Source organism: Actinopolymorpha sp. NPDC004070, from assembly GCF_040610475.1.
GTDB lineage: Bacteria > Actinomycetota > Actinomycetes > Propionibacteriales > Actinopolymorphaceae > Actinopolymorpha.
Genome location: NZ_JBEXMJ010000004.1, coordinates 1 through 17523, shown reverse-complemented (window position 1 = coordinate 17523; position 17523 = coordinate 1). Strand labels below are relative to the sequence as shown.

At 71.2% G+C, this 17523-nt stretch carries 18 protein-coding genes; 6 read left to right on the top strand and 12 right to left on the bottom strand.

All coding sequences use genetic code 11. The annotated features are described in order from the left end of the window. Positions 1 to 172 precede the first annotated feature (172 nt). Genes ABZV93_RS08970 through ABZV93_RS08960 form a run of 3 tightly spaced genes read right to left on the bottom strand, consistent with a single transcriptional unit; the run spans position 173 to position 2812 of the window. Positions 173 to 1213, bottom strand: coding sequence for an ATP-binding cassette domain-containing protein (locus ABZV93_RS08970; RefSeq protein WP_354932634.1), 1041 nt, complete (start codon positions 1211 to 1213; stop codon positions 173 to 175). Positions 1214 to 1215: 2 nt separating this feature from the next. Beyond that, positions 1216 to 2019 carry an ABC-2 family transporter protein gene (locus ABZV93_RS08965; RefSeq protein WP_354932632.1) on the bottom strand — a complete coding sequence of 268 codons (804 nt, stop codon included), beginning with the start codon at positions 2017 to 2019 and terminating at the stop codon, positions 1216 to 1218. Beyond that, positions 2012 to 2812 carry an ABC-2 family transporter protein gene (locus tag ABZV93_RS08960; RefSeq protein ID WP_354932630.1) on the bottom strand — a complete coding sequence of 267 codons (801 nt, stop codon included), beginning with the start codon at positions 2810 to 2812 and terminating at the stop codon, positions 2012 to 2014. Before ABZV93_RS08960 ends, ABZV93_RS08965 begins: the two co-directional genes overlap by 8 nt. A gap of 512 nt (positions 2813 to 3324) precedes the next feature. Between ABZV93_RS08960 and ABZV93_RS08955 the strand changes: the two genes are divergently transcribed. The 3 genes from ABZV93_RS08955 to ABZV93_RS08945 are packed head-to-tail and all read left to right on the top strand — an operon-like array spanning position 3325 to position 5465. Then, on the top strand, positions 3325 to 3675 hold the full coding sequence (locus tag ABZV93_RS08955) for a DUF3817 domain-containing protein (protein WP_354932628.1): 351 nt from the start codon (positions 3325 to 3327) through the stop codon (positions 3673 to 3675). Then, positions 3668 to 4507, top strand: coding sequence for a nucleotidyltransferase domain-containing protein (locus ABZV93_RS08950; protein WP_354932626.1), 840 nt, complete (start codon positions 3668 to 3670; stop codon positions 4505 to 4507). The genes ABZV93_RS08955 and ABZV93_RS08950 overlap by 8 nt, the downstream gene beginning before the upstream one ends. Positions 4508 to 4520: 13 nt before the next feature. After that, positions 4521 to 5465 carry a hypothetical protein gene (locus ABZV93_RS08945; protein WP_354932624.1) on the top strand — a complete coding sequence of 315 codons (945 nt, stop codon included), beginning with the start codon at positions 4521 to 4523 and terminating at the stop codon, positions 5463 to 5465. A gap of 16 nt (positions 5466 to 5481) precedes the next feature. Here ABZV93_RS08945 and manD read toward each other — a convergent pair whose 3' ends face one another. From manD to ABZV93_RS08925, 4 genes are all read right to left on the bottom strand, one after another. Further along, complete coding sequence (manD, locus tag ABZV93_RS08940; protein WP_354932622.1) at positions 5482 to 6687, bottom strand: D-mannonate dehydratase ManD; 1206 nt, start codon at positions 6685 to 6687, stop codon at positions 5482 to 5484. 7 nt (positions 6688 to 6694) lie between these two features. After that, on the bottom strand, positions 6695 to 7525 hold the full coding sequence (locus ABZV93_RS08935; protein WP_354932620.1) for a phytanoyl-CoA dioxygenase family protein: 831 nt from the start codon (positions 7523 to 7525) through the stop codon (positions 6695 to 6697). 78 nt (positions 7526 to 7603) lie between these two features. Next, positions 7604 to 9442 (bottom strand): lysine--tRNA ligase, encoded by a 1839-nt coding sequence (gene lysS, locus ABZV93_RS08930; protein ID WP_354932618.1) that lies wholly within the window; start codon positions 9440 to 9442, stop codon positions 7604 to 7606. Next, a complete protein-coding gene (locus tag ABZV93_RS08925) occupies positions 9439 to 10167 on the bottom strand; it encodes an AAA family ATPase (protein WP_354932616.1) in 729 nt (242 codons plus the stop codon). The genes lysS and ABZV93_RS08925 overlap by 4 nt, the downstream gene beginning before the upstream one ends. Before the next feature lie 72 nt (positions 10168 to 10239). On the opposite strand from ABZV93_RS08925, the gene ABZV93_RS08920 reads away from it, so the two are divergent. Next, positions 10240 to 10362, top strand: a complete 123-nt coding sequence (locus tag ABZV93_RS08920) for a hypothetical protein (RefSeq protein ID WP_354932614.1) — start codon at positions 10240 to 10242, stop codon at positions 10360 to 10362. A 122-nt stretch (positions 10363 to 10484) separates the two neighbouring features. Here the strand turns inward: ABZV93_RS08920 and ABZV93_RS08915 are convergent, their stop codons facing one another. From ABZV93_RS08915 to ABZV93_RS08900, 4 genes are all read right to left on the bottom strand, one after another. Further along, on the bottom strand, positions 10485 to 11288 hold the full coding sequence (locus ABZV93_RS08915; protein ID WP_354932612.1) for an HAD family hydrolase: 804 nt from the start codon (positions 11286 to 11288) through the stop codon (positions 10485 to 10487). A gap of 68 nt (positions 11289 to 11356) precedes the next feature. Next, positions 11357 to 12757 carry a UDP-N-acetylmuramoyl-L-alanine--D-glutamate ligase gene (murD, locus tag ABZV93_RS08910; protein ID WP_354932610.1) on the bottom strand — a complete coding sequence of 467 codons (1401 nt, stop codon included), beginning with the start codon at positions 12755 to 12757 and terminating at the stop codon, positions 11357 to 11359. A 100-nt stretch (positions 12758 to 12857) separates the two neighbouring features. Next, positions 12858 to 13229: a MerR family transcriptional regulator gene (locus ABZV93_RS08905; RefSeq protein ID WP_354932608.1), complete on the bottom strand. Its 372-nt coding sequence runs from the start codon at positions 13227 to 13229 to the stop codon at positions 12858 to 12860. Positions 13230 to 13361: 132 nt separating this feature from the next. Then, a complete protein-coding gene (locus ABZV93_RS08900; protein ID WP_354932606.1) occupies positions 13362 to 13904 on the bottom strand; it encodes a rhodanese-like domain-containing protein in 543 nt (180 codons plus the stop codon). Positions 13905 to 13975: 71 nt separating this feature from the next. On the opposite strand from ABZV93_RS08900, the gene ABZV93_RS08895 reads away from it, so the two are divergent. Next, on the top strand, positions 13976 to 15007 hold the full coding sequence (locus ABZV93_RS08895) for a helix-turn-helix domain-containing protein (protein ID WP_354932604.1): 1032 nt from the start codon (positions 13976 to 13978) through the stop codon (positions 15005 to 15007). A gap of 42 nt (positions 15008 to 15049) precedes the next feature. Further along, positions 15050 to 15535, top strand: a complete 486-nt coding sequence (locus ABZV93_RS08890; RefSeq protein ID WP_354932602.1) for a nitroreductase/quinone reductase family protein — start codon at positions 15050 to 15052, stop codon at positions 15533 to 15535. Positions 15536 to 15618: 83 nt separating this feature from the next. Here the strand turns inward: ABZV93_RS08890 and ABZV93_RS08885 are convergent. After that, a partial coding sequence (locus tag ABZV93_RS08885; RefSeq protein ID WP_354932600.1) for a DUF222 domain-containing protein occupies positions 15619 to 17523 on the bottom strand: 1905 nt, incomplete at its 5' end.

Sequence of the window (17523 nt, the reverse complement as noted above, 5' to 3'; positions counted from 1 at the left end):
CCCTCTCCACCCCGAGTGGGCGGGACATTACCGGAAAACCCGACCTCATCGGCGGCCTTCATCCGCAATGGGACGAAGCATTACCAGGGGTGCCGAACCGGACACGTATGGCTACGAGCGGGCTGGCCGGGACCGCCCAGGTCGCCGGTCACCGCCCTGTTCACGTGCCGCGTCAGGTCTCGCCGACGTCCCCGCCGGCGGCGTACATCCTGGCGATCACCGACTCGATCGCCGGCTCCTGGATGGACAGGTCCGCCAGCGGATAACGGGCGGCGATCGAGGCCACCAGGGGAGCGGCGCTGGTCGCCGCCGGGAAGGTCAGCCACTGCCGCGGACCGTCCACCCGGGCCACGCTCGCGCCGGGCACCTCGATCGGCGGGCCGGGTTCGGCGAGGTCGACCACGAGGGTGCGTTCGCTCCCGCCGTTCAGGTCGTGCAGCCCGGGCAGGCTCCCGTCGTACATCACCCGCCCGTGATCGATCACCATCACCCGCGAGCACAGTTGCTCGATGTCGGTGAGGTCGTGGGTGGTCAGCAGGACGGTGGTGCCGCGTTGGCGGTTGAGGTCGCGCAGGAACTCCCGCACCTTGGCCTTGCTCACGATGTCCAGCCCGATGGTGGGCTCGTCGAGGTAGACCACCTCCGGGTCGTGCAGCAGCGCGGCGGCGATGTCGCCCCGCATCCGCTGGCCGAGGGAGAGCTGGCGGACGGGTACGTCGAGCAGCGGGCCGAGCTCGAGCAGGCCGACGTAGTGGTCGAGGTTCTCGCGGTAGCGCGCGTCCGGGATCTTGTAGATCCGCCGCAGGAGACCGAAGCTGTCCCGCAGCGGGAGGTCCCACCACAAGGTGGTGCGCTGGCCGAAGACGACGCCGATCCGCCGGGCCAGCCGGATCCGGTCGCGCGACGGTTCGATGCCGGCGACGCGCAACGTGCCGGCGGTGGGTACGAGGATGCCGGTGAGCATCTTGATCGTGGTCGACTTGCCCGCGCCGTTGGGCCCGATGTAGCCGACCATCTCCCCGGCGGCCACCTCGAAGGACAGTCCGGCGACTGCGTGCACCTCCGAGCGGGTACGCCGCAACCGCCCGGCTCGTCGTCGTACGGAGAAGGTCTTCCGCACGTCCCGCACCTCGATCAGGGGCCGCGCGGCCGTGGGCTCGGCGGTCGCGGTGGTGAGGGACGACTGGTTCGTACGCGTGGTCGGTGAGGTCATGGTCAACTCCCGGTGCTGCGGTAGCTGCGCAGGCCGGCCCGCCAGGCCAGCGCGGCGACGAGGGCGAGGGCGAGGGCGGCCAGCGGCGAGGCGAACTGGAAGGCCTTCGGCAGGCCGAGCGGGTCCGGATGGCCGAGGATGTGCAGGGCCGGCAGCCAGTTGACGAACGCCAGCGGTACGCCGAACGTCGCCGCGCGGAGCAGGCCCTTGGCGAAGATCGTCGGTGGGTACTGCGTGAGGAAGTTGCCGCCGTAGGTGAAGGCGTTGGCCACCTCCGCGGCGTCGGTCGCGGCGAACTGGAAGGCCGCGCCGAGCACGAAGATCGAGGCGAAGATGACCGTGCCGCTGACCAGCATGACCGGCAGGAGCACGATCCGGTCCCAGGTCCAGTGCACGTCGACCGCGACCATCGCCCAGCCGAACACCAGCGCGCTCTGGATGATCCGCCCCAGCCGGCGCAGCGCGAAGTCGTCGGCGGCGGCCTGGACGAACGTCGGCACCGGCCGGATCAGCATCACGTCCAGGGAGCCGTCCCGGATCCGCCGGCCCAGTCGTTCGATACTGCCGATCAGCAGGTCGGCGGTACCCATCGCCACCCCGGACGTCGCGTACAGGAAGGCGACCTCGGGCAGGTCGAACCCGCCGAGCCGGTCGGTGTGCACGAACATGATGAAGATGGCCACGAAGTCGAAGCCGGTGACCACGAACTGCCCGACGGTGAGCATCGCGAACGACGCCCGGTAGACCATCGTGGACCGCACCCACATCGCGACGATCCAGCCGTACGCCCGCAGTGCGTCAGCCACCCTGGACCACCACCTTGCGGGTGGCGAGCAGCGTGAGCGCCCGCCCGGCCAGCCACAGGACCAGCGCCCAGCCCGCCTGGAACGCGAGGGCGGAGACCAGCGAGGCACCCTGGCGCTTGCCGAGGAAGATGTCCGCCGGGATCTGCAGCGCCGACGACCACGGCAGCGCCCGGGCCAGGTCGCCGAGCCAGCCGGGAAAGACGTTCAGCGGCAGCAGCATGCCGGAGAAGAACATCGCCAGCACCCCCGCGAGCTGGTGGACCCCGCGGGCGTCCATCAGCCAGAAGCCGACCAACGTGAACAGGTAGTTGAGGCTGAAGCAGACCAGCGCGCCCAGGAAGACCGCCAGCAGGAACGCCAGCCAGGTGGCCAGGTCGCCGGGAATCGTGAGGGTGAACGCGAACGCGCCCACCAGCGTCGGGCCGATGCCCCGCCCGAGCAGGTGGAACGCGGCCCGGCCCAGATCGGCGGCCAGCCACCACGCCTGCAGGTCGACGGGCCGGTAGAGGTCGACGGCGATGTCGCCGGTACGGATCCGGTCGGCGAGCTCCTCCCGGAACCCGCCGCCCCACAGGGCGCCGACCATCCCGAGGGACTGGCCGAGCCAGACGTAGGTCACCGCGTCGTTCACGTCGTACCCGCCGAGGGAGGGGCGGGCGCGCCACAACGCGATGTAGGTGAACGCCATGATGAAGCCGAAGACGGTGTTGGTGAACACGCCGGCCGCGGTGGCGGCGCGGTAGGTCGAGTATCGGCGGAAGGTACGCCACGCGATCGCGGCATAGACCCTCATGCTGTGCGGCTCCCTTCGGCAACTGGCATGCGCCACAGGCGGGTGGCAGGCCTGTGGCATGAGTGCGGGCAGGCAGAGCGCGCGGTGTGGCGCGTCTTGGGCACGCGGGGGAGCAGCGCGGGTGTGGTGTCTCGCGCTTGGGTCGGATCTTGGACGGCGCCCGCCGGCAGACCGGGGTCGGGTGGTGGCGGGGCGGGCAGGCACGTCGAACTTCCCCCGAATCGGGCTGACCGGGGGTGAGGTGGGGGCTGGATCTGCCCGGCGGCTGGGCTGACCATGCGCAGACCGGGATTTTTGGCGGCCAGACAGCATAACCGGCACCGGCCGGGACGGGAAGGGTTTTTCCCTCAGACCACCGTGCCGGCCCGCTCGGCCACCTACGCCGTGGGAAGCACGGTGACCGGCTGAGGCGGTGGGGCCGGCGGCGGGTCCGCGTGATATGCAGGCATGGTCCCGCTCGTGTGCGGTGCGTCCCCGGCCGCAGCGAGTCACCAGCTCACGAAGGTTCCGCCATGCCGCTGCTGACTGTCTACCGGGTCATGTCCTACGTCACCGGTGTCGTGCTGCTCGCGCTGGTGCTGGTCGCGATGCCGCTGAAGTACTTCGCCGACACCCCTGGCCCGACCATGGTGGTCGGCCAGCTGCACGGCTTCCTCTACATGGCCTACGTCGTGGTGGTGCTGCTGCTGGGCTTCTCGCTGCGGTGGCGGCCGGTACGCATCCTGCTGGTGATGCTGGCCGGAACGATCCCCTTCGCGGCGTTCTTCGCCGAGCGGAAGATCGTCGGCGACGTCCGGCGCGGGCAGGGCACCGGCGGTCGTGAGGGCGACCGGCGGAGCGAGCGGGTCGGTGCCGGTGACTGAGCCGCCGGCACGCGGGCACGCGGACCCGATGGCGACGGCGCGTACCCACGCGGAGGCTCTGGTCGAGGTGACGGGCGTCGTCGCGGTGGTGGTGGGCGGCAGCCACGCCAGCGGCACCGCCGACGCCGGCTCCGACCTCGACCTCGGCGTCTACTACCGCGAACCCCTCGACGTACCCGCGCTGGCGCACCTGGCCACCACCCTGACCGGGCGGCCCACCGAGGTCGCCGCCCCGGGCGGCTGGGGACCCTGGGTCGACGGCGGCGCCTGGCTGTCCACCGACGAGGGCCCGGTGGACTGGATCCTGCGCGACCTCGGCCGGGTCACCCACGAGTGGGAACGCGCGGCGCGCGGGGAGTTCGGCCTGCACCACCAGCCGGGTCACCCGTTCGGATTCCTCAGTACGACCTACGTCGGCGAGCTCGCCACGGCCGTCGTCGTCGCCGACCCGGACGGCGAGGTGCGCCGGCTCCAGCAGGCCGCCGCGCGGTATCCGAAGCCGTTGCGGGACGCGCTCGTCGGCTGGCTGTGGGAGGCGGAGTTCAGCCTCGCGGTGGCGCGCAAGGCGACCGGGCGCGGCGACGCGGCGTACGTCGCGATGTGTGTGCTGCGGGCGGTCGGCATCATGGCGCACGCGCTGCACGCGCGCGCAGGCCGATGGGTGCTGAACGAGAAGGGCCTGGTCGCCGCCGCGGGCCGGTTGCCGGATGCGCCGCCTGCGTTCGCGGCCCGCGCCCAGGCGCTGTGCGGCGGGATCGGCACCACCCCGGCCGAGCTCACCGCGGCACTCGCCGACGCCGACCGGCTGCTGGCCGACGTCCGTGGCGACTGACGCCGGACTCCCCGTGAACCCGAAGACCCCGGCAGCCTCGGCTGCTTCGGCGGCTTCGGCTGCTTCGGCTGCTTCGGACACCGCGGCGCAGGACGCGCTCGACGCGGCGTACCGCGCGGCGTTCACCGCCGACGAGCGAGTACGCGCCGTCCTCACCTACGGCTCCCGGCCGGCCGGGCTCGGTGACGCCTGGTCGGACGTGGAGTACTGGGTGTTCGTCGCCGACCCGGCCTCGACTGATCCGGCGCCGACCGACCCGGCAGGTCCGCCGGAGTGGCTGCGGGAGGTCGGTGATCCGGCGCTGCTGGTACGCAACGAGTTCGGCGCCTGGGTCGCAGTGCACTCCGGCCTGGTGCGGGTGGAGGTGCACCTGTGGCCGGCCTCCGACGTCGACGTCGTACGCGACTGGCCGGCGCGCGGCGCCCCCGTGGAGGCGATGGTCGTGCTGGACCGGGACGGCACGCTCACACCCGCGGTGGCGGCGCTGCCCGAGCACCCGCGGGTCCCGAGCACCCCGGCGGAGGTGGAGCAGGTCTGCGGACGCTTCGCCAACTGGTGGGTGCTCGGGCACAACGTCGCCGGACGCTGCGAGTGGGAACGTTCCCAGGACGCGCTCGCCCACGTACGCCGCGAGCTGACATGGATGGCCAGGTTGGCCGAGTCGGGGCCCGAGGGCGGGGCCGAGTCGGGGCCGGACGGGGCAGGGTCTGCTCAGGCGACCAGGCGGTGGCTCACGCCGTCCCGCCTCGCCGAACGGGACCTGTCTCCGGAGGTGGTCGAGGTCCTGGCGCGGGCCTCCGCCCGCACCGAGCCGGCCGATCTCACCCGGGCGTACGTCGCCGCGTGGGAGCTGGGTGAGCGGCTGTGGCGGACGCTCGCCGCGACCTGGGGCTTCGACCCACCCGACCGGCTGGCCGGATGGGTCGAAGCCCAGACCGGGACTCGATCCCGGGACTGAGTCGTCGGCGCGGGCCTCACCAGCTCCCGACGGTTCCGTCCTCCCGGCGACTGACCGGCAGGTAGCCGCGCTGGTACTCGTACTTCGCGGCGAGGCCCTCGTCGATGTCCACACCCAGCCCCGGCGCCTCGCCCGGGTGGAGGTAGCCGTCGGCGAACGACCAGGCGTGCGGGAAGACCTCCAGCGTCTCCTCGCTGTGGTGGCCGTACTCCTGGATCGCCGCGTTGTGGGTGGCCAGGCCGAAGTGCAGCGCGGCCGCCATCGACACCGGCGACAGGTCGGCGGCGCCGTGGCACCCGGTGCGGACGTGGTACGGCTCGGCGAAGTGCGCGATCTTGCGCAGGTGGGTGATCCCGCCCGCGTGCACGACGCTGGCCCGCACGTAGTCGATCAGCTGCTCGCGGATCAGCTGGTGACAGTCGTACAGCGAGTTGAACACCTCGCCCACCGCGAGCGGGGTGGTGGTGTGCTGCCGGATCACCCGGAAGCTCTCCTGCAGCTCGGCGGGTACGGCGTCCTCCAGCCAGAACAGCTGGTGGTCCTCCAGTCGCTTACCCAGCCAGCCCGCCTCGGCCGGGGTCAGCCGGTGGTGCGCGTCGTGCAGCAGGTGCACGTCGAACCCGACCGCCTCGCGGACCTTGCCGAACAGCTCGGGCGCGAAGCGGAGGTACTTCTCGGTCGACCAGCCGTCCTCGACGAACGGCAGGTCGGGCCGTTGTCCGGACACGTCGCCGCGCGGCGTGCCGTACATGTTGTCGATGCCGGGCACCACGCACTGCGCCCGGATCGCGCGGTAACCCTCCTCCCGCAGCCGGAGCACCTGCTCCACCGTGTCCTCGACGGTCCGGCCGGACGCGTGGCCGTAGCAGAGCACGCCCTTCCGGGACCGGCCGCCGAGCAGGTTGTAGACCGGCGTGCCGAGGACCTTGCCCTTGATGTCCCACAACGCCATGTCGACGGCGGCGATCGCGGCCATCGTCACCGGGCCGCGCCGCCAGTACGCGCCCTTGTAGAGCAGCTGCCAGGTGTCCTCGATGTCGGCCGGGTCGCGGCCCTCCAGCATGGGGACGACGTGGTCGGCGAGGTAGGACGCGACGGCGAGCTCGCGGCCGTTGAGGGTGCCGTCTCCGACGCCGTGGACGCCCTCGTCGGTCTCGACCTTCAACGTGACGAAGTTGCGCCCGGGTGACGTCACGATCACCCGGGCACCTGTGATCCTCATGCCGGGCCTACCAGGGCTCGACGCCGAGCAGCTTACGGCCGAGGGGACCGGCCGCCTCCAGCTGGCGGGCGCCGTACCGGCCCGGCTCGGGCGCCTTGCCCGCGCCGTGCGGCTGGTCCTCGCGTACCCACCGAAGGAACTGCGCCACGCGCGGGGTGGACCGGCGGTTGTGCGAGGCGCCGTGCGGCATCAGGTGGTGCAGCAGCGCGAAGTCGCCGGCCTCACCAGTCACCTCGACGCTTTCCAGGTGGGTGATGCGCTTCCAGTTCTCGTGCAGGTGGCGGCCCTTCGGGTTGGCGCGCGCCTCCTCCTCCACGATCCGGTGCCCGCCGGGCACGACGTGGATGCCGCCGCCGTTCGGGAGTACGTCGGTGAAGTAGAAGCAGCCGCCGACCTGCACCTCGGCGAGGGAGAACAGGAACTGGTCGATGTCGGTCGGCACCGACGCGTCGATGTGCAGTGTCTGGCTGAGCGCGCGGTCCCGGTCGCTGTCGTTGCGCAGGGTGATGCCGAGCGAGCCGTCCAGCACCCGCAGCTTCGCCGACTCCAGCAGCTGCGCGGCGACGTGGTAGAGCTTCTCGTTCGCCCACAGCGGCAGGAGTTCCGGTGTGTCGAAGGTGTGGTCGTGTGCGGTGCGCATCGGCTTGATCCGGCCGGCAGAGGAGTGCCAGTGGTCGGGCAAGGCGAGGTTGCGCGGGATCAGGTCGAGGATGTGGTCGCGGTAGTGGGCTGCCTCCTCCCGGGAAATTACTCCGCGCACGAGGAGATAACCCTGCTCCCAGAACTGCGTGATCTCTGCGTCACTCAGAATCTGGGGTGTTTCCACGACGGTGGTCACGATGCCTCCCTGGCAGCGTTCGGGGATCTCTTCCACCGTACGAAGGTGAGCCGGGAGTCGCACCTCGCCGGCCGGGTTCTAGCCAGGTTCGGTCAGCCGGTTCTCCCCGCCGGACGTCCCTGCCTCCTGCAGCGGCCCGCCTTCTGCGAGCAGGGCCCGCACCCGGTCCGGGCCGAGGGCCAGCAGCAGGGTGGGCAGCCGCGGCCCGCGGTCGGCGCCGACGAGCAGGCGGTACAGCAACCGGAAGAACCCCCGCTGCGCTCGCTTGACCTCCGCCGTCGCCGGGTCGTCCAGGGTGAGGCCCACCCGCAGCTTCGGAACGCCGTACACCAGACGCGTCAGCCCGGTCAGCGTCCAGTCGTCGGTCAACCGGCTGGTGAGCTCCCGCAGCGACGTGGCGTCCTCGGTGGTGAGCGAGGCCAGCAGGCCGGCGTCGGGTTCGGTGCGTACGTGGGTGCGCTCCTCGGCGGGCACCTGCTCGGCCAGCCAGGTGCGGGCCAGGCTCAACCGAGGCTCGACGTCGTCGACGGTGACGCCCGGCGCGCTGACGCCCGGCGCGTTGTCGTCCGGCGCGTTGTCGTGCGGGAAGCCGTCGTCGAAGCCGGCGAGGATCCGGCCCACCTGGGCGGTGTCGCCCGCGGTGACGTCGAGCAGCGAGGCCAGGACACGGAACGACACCCGCCGGCGCGGACCCGCGACCCGGCCGAGGCCGGTCGTGGTCGCCCGGTCGGCAACATCCCGCTCCCACGGCTGTGCCTGCCCGGCCTCGATCCGTGCGGCGAGCCGGTCCCACTCGTCGTACAGCCGGCCCACCTCCGGCCCGAAGTCGATGGTGAACGCCTGGCCGGGCAGCCGGCGGGCATACAGCCAGCGCAGCACCGCGGGCTCCAGGATCCGCAGGCCGTCCGCCGGCGTCGGCACTCCTCCGGCCGAGCTCGACATCTTCGCCATGCCGCGGATGCCGACGAAGGAGTACGGCAACGGGACCGGCGGCTGCCCGCCGAACACCTCGCGGACCACCTGCGCGCCGACGGTGAACGAGGAGCCCGGGGCGGAGTGGTCGGCGCCGAACGGTTCGAACGTCACACGCTCGTGCGCCCAGCGCATCGGCCAGTCGACCTTCCACACCAGCTTGCCGCGGTTGTCCTCGCGCAGGTGCACGCGGTCGCGGTGGCCGCAGGCGGCGCAGGCGTAGTCGACCGACGCGCCGGCCTGGTCGTAGGAGGTCACCTGCGTGGTGTCGCGGCCACAGCGGTGGCAGTACGGCCGGTAGGGGTAGTAGAGGCCGGCCGCCGAATCCTGGCTCCCGGAGTCCTCGGCGTCTGCGTTGTCCGCCGCGTCCCCGACTCCTGGCCGGGTGCGGTAGCGGGCCAGGATCGCGTCGATGCGGGCGCGTTCGTCCAGGGCGTGCAGGATCGCGTCGGCGTACGTCCCCGAGGCGTACATCGCGGTCTGGCTGATCTCGCGCACCTCGATACCGAGCGCGTCCATGGCCGCCCGCACCGGCGCCTTGAAGCGTTCGGCCCAGCTCTCGTAGGTGCCGTCGGGGTCGGGCACGGCGGTCAGCGGGCGGCCGACGTGCTCGGTGAACGACGGCGGCAACCCGGCCGGGACCCTGCGCAGCCGGTCGTAGTCGTCCCAGGAGAGCAGGTGGACGCACTCGCGGCCCCGGCGGCGGATCTCGTCGGCGACCAAGTGCGGGACCATCAGCTCGCGGAGGTTGCCCAGGTGGATCGGCCCGGACGGGCTGAGCCCGGAGGCGCACACGACCGGCGCCCCGGGTGCGCGGCGGTCCGCCTCGGCCATCACCTCGTCGGCCGTACGGCTCACCCAGTCATTGCCCTCTGTGCCGGCCGCCGTGCTGCCCTCTGGGCCGGTCGCTGTGCTGTCCTCTGTGCCGGCCGGTGTGTGGGTCACCGGGCACCTCCCGTCGGTTCGGCTGTGGGGCCGCCCGGCGTGCCCAGCACCTCGCGTACCCACTTGGCGACGTCGGCAGCCACCGCGGCCGGATCGGATCGGTGAGTGGCGAACCGCCGGCCGACCTGGGAACGATGCCAGTCGGCGAAGCCGACCTGGCGCGCGACGAACTCCTCGTCGGATCCGCGCCACGCCGGCCGGTCGCGAAGACGCCGGACCAGTACGTCGTCCGGACAGTCCAGCGCCGCGTGGTGGATCGGACCGATCAGCATCCGGGCCGGCAGCTCGGCCAGCTGGTCGGGAACGATCGTGCCGCACAGCAACGTGGCCAGGCCGTTGGCGGCGAGGCCGTGCGCGAGCTGCAACCAGGTGTTGCGCCAGACGTCCCAGCCCAGCGCGGCGACATGCAGGGTGAGGTCGACGTCGAACACCGCGCAGCCGGGCAGGCCACCACCCTCGGCGAGCCTGGTGAGGGCCTCGGTGACGGTGGTCTTCCCGCTGCCGCTCGGACCGCTGAGGAGGAACAGCGGCTGCCGGGTGACAACACGCTCCCATCCGCACCGGGGACACCTGGCCAGGCCCCGGGTGCCGCCGGGGTCGTAGGTGTCGTCGGGTTTTTCGGCGCCGTCCGGGCGCAGGGCGGTCTCCGGGCCGCACCGCATGCAGAACTCCGCTCCGGGCGGGGTGGACCGGGTGACGCCGTCGACCGGGGTGGGGGAGTTCATGGCCCGGAACGTTATCGGCGACCCAGCGGGGAGTCACCACCTTTTCGGTCCGCCCGGCACAGCATCGGCCGGGTGCTCGACTCCGCTCCCCGCCTCCGGGTCCCGCTCCGCGCCGATCTTCCCCTGCGCACCGAACGGCTGATCCTGCGGGCCTACCGCCCGGACGACCTCGACGCGCGGGGCCGTCGTGGGTGAGACCACCCTGTTCCTGACCAGCCGCGAGCACGCCACCGGCGAGATCGGCTACGTGTTCAATCCCGTGTACGTCACTTCGTCGAGAACGGGTTCGTCAAGGGCGAGTGGACCGACGAGGTGGTCTACGCGTTGCTCGAACGGGAGTGGCGCGAGCGGACCGACCATTCCTGAGCGGTCTCCAGCAGCCGCGTCAACGGCAGGTTGGCAAGAGAGGTGACCCGAAGATCGGCCGCCGCAAGGTCGAGTTGACGGGTGAGCGCGTTCGGCACCACGACGCAGAACATCCCGGCCCGCTTGGCCGCCGCCAGGCCGTTGGGGGAGTCCTCCAGCGCGATCGCCTGCGCGGGGTCGACGCCCAGGTCCGCCGCCGCCAACCGGTACAACGCCGGGTCCGGCTTGGTGCGTTCCACCTCGTCGCCGGTGCGAACGGTGTCGAAGTGGTGCAGCAGGCCACGTTCGGCCAGGTGTCCCTGGATCCAGTCGCGGGAGGAGCTGGACGCCAGGCCGACTCGGAGCCCGTGGTCGCGAGCCTGCCGGAGGTAGTCCTCCACGCCGGGCAGGACGGGCTGGTCGCTGATGAGCGCCCGGATCCGGGCCCGCCGCGCGGTGCGGATGGCGCCCCGGTCGACGGTGCGGCCCGAGGCACGCTCGAGTTCGGCGTACGGGTCGAAGTGGTGGTCGGTCGTACCGATGACGTCTGCCCATGTCGCCAGCTCGAGCTCGGTGCCGTGGTCGGCGAAGATCTCCTGCCAGGCCTGGAACTCCGGTGTCTCGGTGTCGACCACCAGACCGTCGAAGTCGAACACCAGCGCGCGGATCGCGCTGTGCTGACCGGACCGGTGCCCCGGCTGCTGCCCCGGGTTCTGCCCGGACTGCGGCCCCGACTGCTTCGGATCTTCGAACACGTTCTCGGCTGGGATGGACATGCCGCTCAACCTATCGGTGTGGCTCGACCGCCGCGCTCGGTCGGGTTCGGGCGTCCGGGTTCGGTTGGTCAGCCCCGGACGAGTTCTTTGAACCTGCGCCCGCGTTCGGTGAAGTTGCGGAACCAGCCGTAGCTCGCGCAGGCCGGCGACAACAGCACCGTGTCGCCGGGTCGGGCCAGCGCACGCGCCCGGGCGACCGCGTCCTCGAACGACGCCGCCCGATGCACAGCAACGTGGTCCGTCCCCGTGGCGGCCGGATCGTCTCCGCCGATGGCGTCGGTGAGCATGTCTGCGGTTTGCCCGAACACCACCGCGGCCCGGCAGCGTTCCCGGACCCGGGCGCCGAGTGCGTCGAACGGCAGGCCCTTGTCGTAGCCGCCGAGCAGGATCACCAGCGGCCCGGGCAGGGTGTCCAGGGCGGCCAGGGTGCGTTCGGGTGTGGTGGCGATCGAGTCGTCGTAGTAGGCGACCCCGTCAAGCTCGGCGACGAACTCCAGTCGGTGTTCCACTCCCGGGAAGCTCACCATGACCTCGGCCGCGGCCTCCGCCCACCCCGGGAAGGCGTCCGCCGTGGCGGCGGTGGCCGCGGCGAGGTTGTGCAGGTTGAACCTTCCGGGCAGGCGCCGGTCGTGGACGTCGAGCCGGTCTCCGGCGTACTCGATCGTCTCCTCGCCGATCCGGGCGCCGTCGGCCCCGACGTCCACCCCGAACCAGCGCACGGAAGCCCCTGTGCGCTCAGCCGAATCAGTCCCGGCGATCCCCGGGTCGAATTCCGTGGCGAACGGGTCGTCGGCGTTCAGCACTCGTACGTCGCCCCCGCGCTGGTGCCGAACTATCGTCTGCTTGGCCTCGACGTACCGCGCCATCGTGCCGTGCCGGTCGAGATGGTTGGGCGTGATGTTGGTGACGACCGACACCCGCGGACTCCACTTCAGGGGAGCCAGGCGCTGCAGCTGGAAACTGGAGAGCTCGAGTACGACGATGTCGTCGGGGCCGATCTCGTCGAGGTGGTCCAGCAGGGACACGCCGAGGTTGCCGCCGACCCAGACCCGGCGTGGTCCGCGGGCGAGGATCCGGCCGATCAACGTCGTCGTGGTGGACTTGCCGTTGGAGCCGGTGACGCCGTAGACCGTGCGCGCCGGGCACAGCTTGACGAACAGGTTCAGCTCCGCCTCGAGGGCGTCGGCGAGTCCGAGCCAGGGCGACTCGTCCGGCACACCCGGGCTGACGACCACGAGATCAGTGCCGGTGAAGTCCTCCTCCCTGTGCCCGCCGAGGTGGAAGTCGACCGGCCAGCCGTCGAGTGCCGCCACCGACTCCCTGAGCTGATGTGCGTCGTGCACGTCGGTGACCGTCACCCGCGCCCCCGATCGGCACAGGAACTTCGTCACCCCCACGCCGGCGCCGAACAGGCCGAGACCCATCACGGTGACCCGCGCGCCGGACAGCTTCGGAACGTCGACCAGCATCGGGCCATTGTGCCCGACGCCGGCCGCCGCTGCCCGGCGATGGGGCGTCGCCGCCGGTGTCAACAGAACGTTGACACCGGCCGGGAACGTCCGTAGCTCGTCAGCAGACGGGCTGCCCGGCGGCCGTCCTGGTATGGATCTCGTCCCTGATGACGGTCCAGCACGACTGCAGGTGCTCGAGCCGGCCTTCCACCCGTCGCCCGTGGTCCTCGAGGAGGTTGAGCCGTTCGGTCATCCGGTCCGGACCCGCGCGGTGGAGTTCGGCGTACCGACGCATCTCCGCAAGCGGCATCTCGGTGTCCCGCATGCATCGCAGCAGCCTCAGCCAGGTGACATCGTCGTCGGTGAACCGGCGTTGCCCGGACTCCGTGCGGTGGATCCCCTTCAGCAGTCCGATGCGTTCGTAGTAACGAAGAGTGTCGATGCTGAACCCTGATCTTTCCGCGGCCTGGCCGGAGGAGTAGGAGGTCACGCAGGAAGGATCGCATCAGGACCTCGGTCAAGGTCAAGACCGTTCGGAAACGGAAATGTCCGATTTGTGTCCTGGGTGCCCGTCACTTCATGCTGTCGGCCGGCCGGTTCGTCGGTACCGTTCGGTGGCGACTCAGCAGCCGCAGGCAGGGCTTGCCAGCGGTGCGGTGAGCGGGTCCGCCGGTCGCAGGGATCGGCCCTGCGCCGTCTCGACGGCCAGGCCCTCCCGAGCCCAGTACTCGAAGCCGCCGCGCATCTCCTTCACCCTGCGGTTCAGGCGGGCGAACTCCAGTGCGCCCCGAGTCGCACCGTTGCAGCCGGGCCCCCAGCAGTAGGTAACGACGAGAGCATCGGCCGGAACGATCCGGGCGCCGTCGGCCGCGATCCGGTTGGTGGGCAGGTGAATCGCGCCGGTCACGTGCCCCTGCTCCCACGCCTCGTCCGACCGCACGTCGACGACGACGAGGTTGGGTACGCCTGCTTCGAGGTCGGCGTGCACGTCGCTCACGTCGGTTTCGAAACTCATGCGGGCGGCGAAGTGGGCGAGGGCGTCGGCGGGCGAGGCGGCTGGCACGCCGCCCACGGCGGAAGGCACCGCGGACTCCTCGGCAGGCGGTCCGGCAGACGGTCCGGTGGACGAACGGGTGTAGGCCGCGGTGATCGATGGGTTGTTCATGCCCTCGATCCTGCGGTTCCGTCCCACCCGGGAACAGTGGCCCGAATGCCGTACTCCACTAATATCGCGCCATGCCTACAGCGAACCCGAGCGCGCCGACCGCGGTGACGATCCGGCGCCGTCGACGGGTCGCGGCCGAGGGCCGGCGGGTCGTCGTGGTCGCCTACGACGGAATGTCCGCCTTCGAGACCGGGATCGTGACCGAAGTGTTCGGGCTGGAACGGCCCGAGTTCGATCTACGGTGGTACGACCTGCGGATCTGTGCCGAGCGGAATCCCGTCCGGTTGGTCGGCGGGGCCGAACTGTCCGCCGCGTACGGCCTGGCGGAGATCGCGCACGCGCACACGGTGATCGTTCCCGGTGTCTCCGACGTCCACGCGGACCCCTCGCCCGACCTGGTGACCGCACTGCGGGCCGCGCACCAACGAGGCGCGCGGATCGTCTCCATCTGCTCCGGCGCGTTCGCGCTTGCCGCGGCAGGTCTGCTCGACCATCGGCCGGCGACGACGCACTGGCAGTACGCACCGCTGCTGCGCCAGCGGTTCCCCCTGGTGCGGGTGGATGCCGACGTGTTGTACGTCGACGACGGGAACGTACTCACCAGTGCCGGCAGCGCGGCCGGCGTGGACCTGTGCCTGCACCTGGTGCGGCAGGACTTCGGACCGTCGATCGCCAACGCGGTCGCCAGGCGGATGGTCGTACCAGCGCACCGTGACGGTGGACAGGCGCAGTACGTCGAGATGCCGGTGCCGGAGGAACTCGACGACGACCGGGTGGCCGCCAGCATGACCTGGGCGCTGGCCCACCTCGACGAGGACCTCACTGTCGCGACGCTGGCCGCCAGGGCGCACATGTCGCGCCGGAGTTACCTGCGGCACTTCCAGCGCTGCACCGGGACCAGCCCCATCCGGTGGCTGATCGCCCAGCGCGTACAGGCAAGTCTGGCGTTGCTGGAGCGTGGCGACGCCCCGGTCGAGCAGGTCGCCGCCTCCGTCGGCTTCGCCACGGCGGTCACCTTTCGCCACCACTTCGCCAGAACGATGCGGACGTCTCCGTCGGCGTATCGCCGAGCATTTCGTACCGCCGCGAGGGCTGACGGGTGAGCATTCGTCGGTCAGTATGACCTCGACAACAGGTGGTGGGAGATGACGAGTACGTCGAAGGGGTACGCGCTGCCGCGCTGGCTGCGGCCGATGAACAGGTTGGTCGTCACGATGCAGCGCGCGGGCCTGCGTACGGGCCCGGTGCACACGCTCACCGTCCGGGGGCGCAAGTCGGGCAAGGACCGCACCACACCGGTGACGCCGTTCGAGTTCGAGGGCGGACGCTACATCGTGGGCGGCTTCCCTGGCGCCGACTGGGTGGCGAACGCGCGGGCGGCCGGTGTGGGCGTGTTCGCGTCCGGCCGGCGGAGCCAGCGGGTCCGCCTGGTGGAGTTGTCGGCGGAGGAGTCGCGCCCGGTGCTAGCGGTGTTCCCGGCGAAGGTGCCCAGGGGAGTGCCGTTGATCCGGCAGGCGAGGGTGGTCCAGGACGGCACGCCGGAGGAGTTCGTGGCGCTCGCCGGTCGGGTCGCGGTCTTCCGGATCGAACCGGCCGAAGGCCCCGGCTCGGAGCGGTCGTCCTCCCGGTAGCGGTTCTTCCCACAGCGCATTTGCTGCCGGTCCTGCTGCTGCTGGTCGTGCTGGTGGCAGCAAGCCCATGTGCAGTAGGGCTTTCAGGGTCGTTGCACCTTCTGCTGCGGGTCCACCCACTCCGGCGGAACGTACTCCGGGTGGCCATGTGCGCCCATCCGCACCTGCCAGCCTCGGTGGTGGACGAAGGTGTGATGGGCCTTGCACAGGAGAACTCCGTTGTCGAGGTCCGTCGGCCCGAAGTCGTCCCAGGGGTTCATGTGGTGCGCGATGCAGCGGCGTTCGGGGACCTGACAGCCCGGGAAGTGACAGTGGGATCCATCGCGGACTGCCAAAGCCCGGCGTTGCGCCTCGGTGAAGAACCGGTCGGCCATGCCGACGTCGAGGACCTCACCGTTGCCGCCCAGCACCACCGGGATGATGTTCGCGTCACACGCCATCCGCCGGACGGTGGCAACCGAGATCGGCTCGCCGCGCAGGCCCAGGATCCGCACCGAGCCACCGCCTCCGCATTTGCTGCAGCCGTCGTGCGGGTCGATGCGGCCGGCGGGGTCGTCGGGGTCGTCGGGGTCGCTGGGTTCGTGGGCATCCTCCGGTCCCGCCGCACCCTCGGGCAGATCGGTGTCGGCGTCGTCTTGTGCCCCGAGGTCCCAGTCCTCGGGCCCGGTATCTGTTTCCGGGTCGGCTCCGAGACCCGTTCCAGCTTCCCTTCCGGCGTCGGGGTCAGTTCCGGTCTCGGGGGCCGTTCCGGTGGCGGTGTTCGGTTGTGAGTGCTGCCCGGGTGCTCGCGGTTCGGGTATCCGGTCCGCAAGGCCCGCGGTATCCGGTGGTGGTTTCTCCTTGTCCGGTTGACTATTGCGGCTACTCGTCGTCCTCTGGCCGCCGGGACGACCACGGTCCTCGGCGTCGGCCGCCTGGGTCGGTTCGCGCGGGTCTGTCGTCTCGCCCGGGTCGGCGTCCGTGTGTGGGTCGTTGGTGTCGGCTGGCCGGGTTGTCTCGCCGGGGCCGTCCGCCAGGTCCTGATCGACGACCCCTTCGTCAACGCCGGGTTGCGCCGTAGCCCCCATGGTGGCGTTGGTGTTCGCATCGGGCGCCGCCGCGGGCTCGGCGTTGTCGCTCGGCTCGGCGTTGTCGCTCGGCTCGGTGCCGCCGGTGCCGCTGGCGTCGCCGGTGCCGTCGGTCTTCTGGGTGGGGTTGGAGCCGGCAGGCTTGGTCTTTGCGGTGCCGGGGCGGGTCTTGTCTGGCCCGGACTCTCCCGACCAGGGCTGTCCCGACTCAGAACCCTCGGTGCGCTTGGTGTTCTCGTCCTGGGACTGGCCCTTGGCCTGGCGCCGGGCTTTGCGTTGGGCTTGGCGTTGGGCGTCGGGGGTTTGGCAGCCGCAGGGCATGGGGCGGACGGGGTTGAGGTCGTCGATGGTGCCGAACCCGACGCCGTTCATCAGGTTGTGCAGATCGATCAGGACGGTGACGCAGTCGCGTCCTCGGCCGCGGTTGGGCGAGGCTTCCCATTCAGCCCACCTGGCGACCAACTCCGCGAACGCGTCCCCGCGTTTTTGGTCCAGGGGACGGTCGTCGGGCTCGGGACGGGTGTCACGGGCGACCAGCGCCTCGACCAGCTTGCGGAGGACTTCCATCTCCAGCACCGGCAGCTTGATCACTACCGTCTCCGATCCCGGAACACCGTTCGGCACGTACTTCAGGGAGCGGGATCGTTCCGCAGGGCGTTCGGCATCGTCGAGTTCCTTACCCAGCCGCTTCTCCCACTCCTCCGGCGCCAACACCCGCAGCAGGTGCCGTCCCAGCAGGCGCACGTCGTCGGGGTTACGCCGCTTCGACTCCGCGATCAGGTACTCCTCGGCCTCCAGGCGCTGTTCGAGGCTGACCCACTTGGGCAGGTCCTTGATCGCCCCCGCGATCACCTGCGCGTGCCGGAACGACAACTCATCCCGAGCGAGAGCCCGCGCGGTCAGGGTCACCGTCCGGTCCAG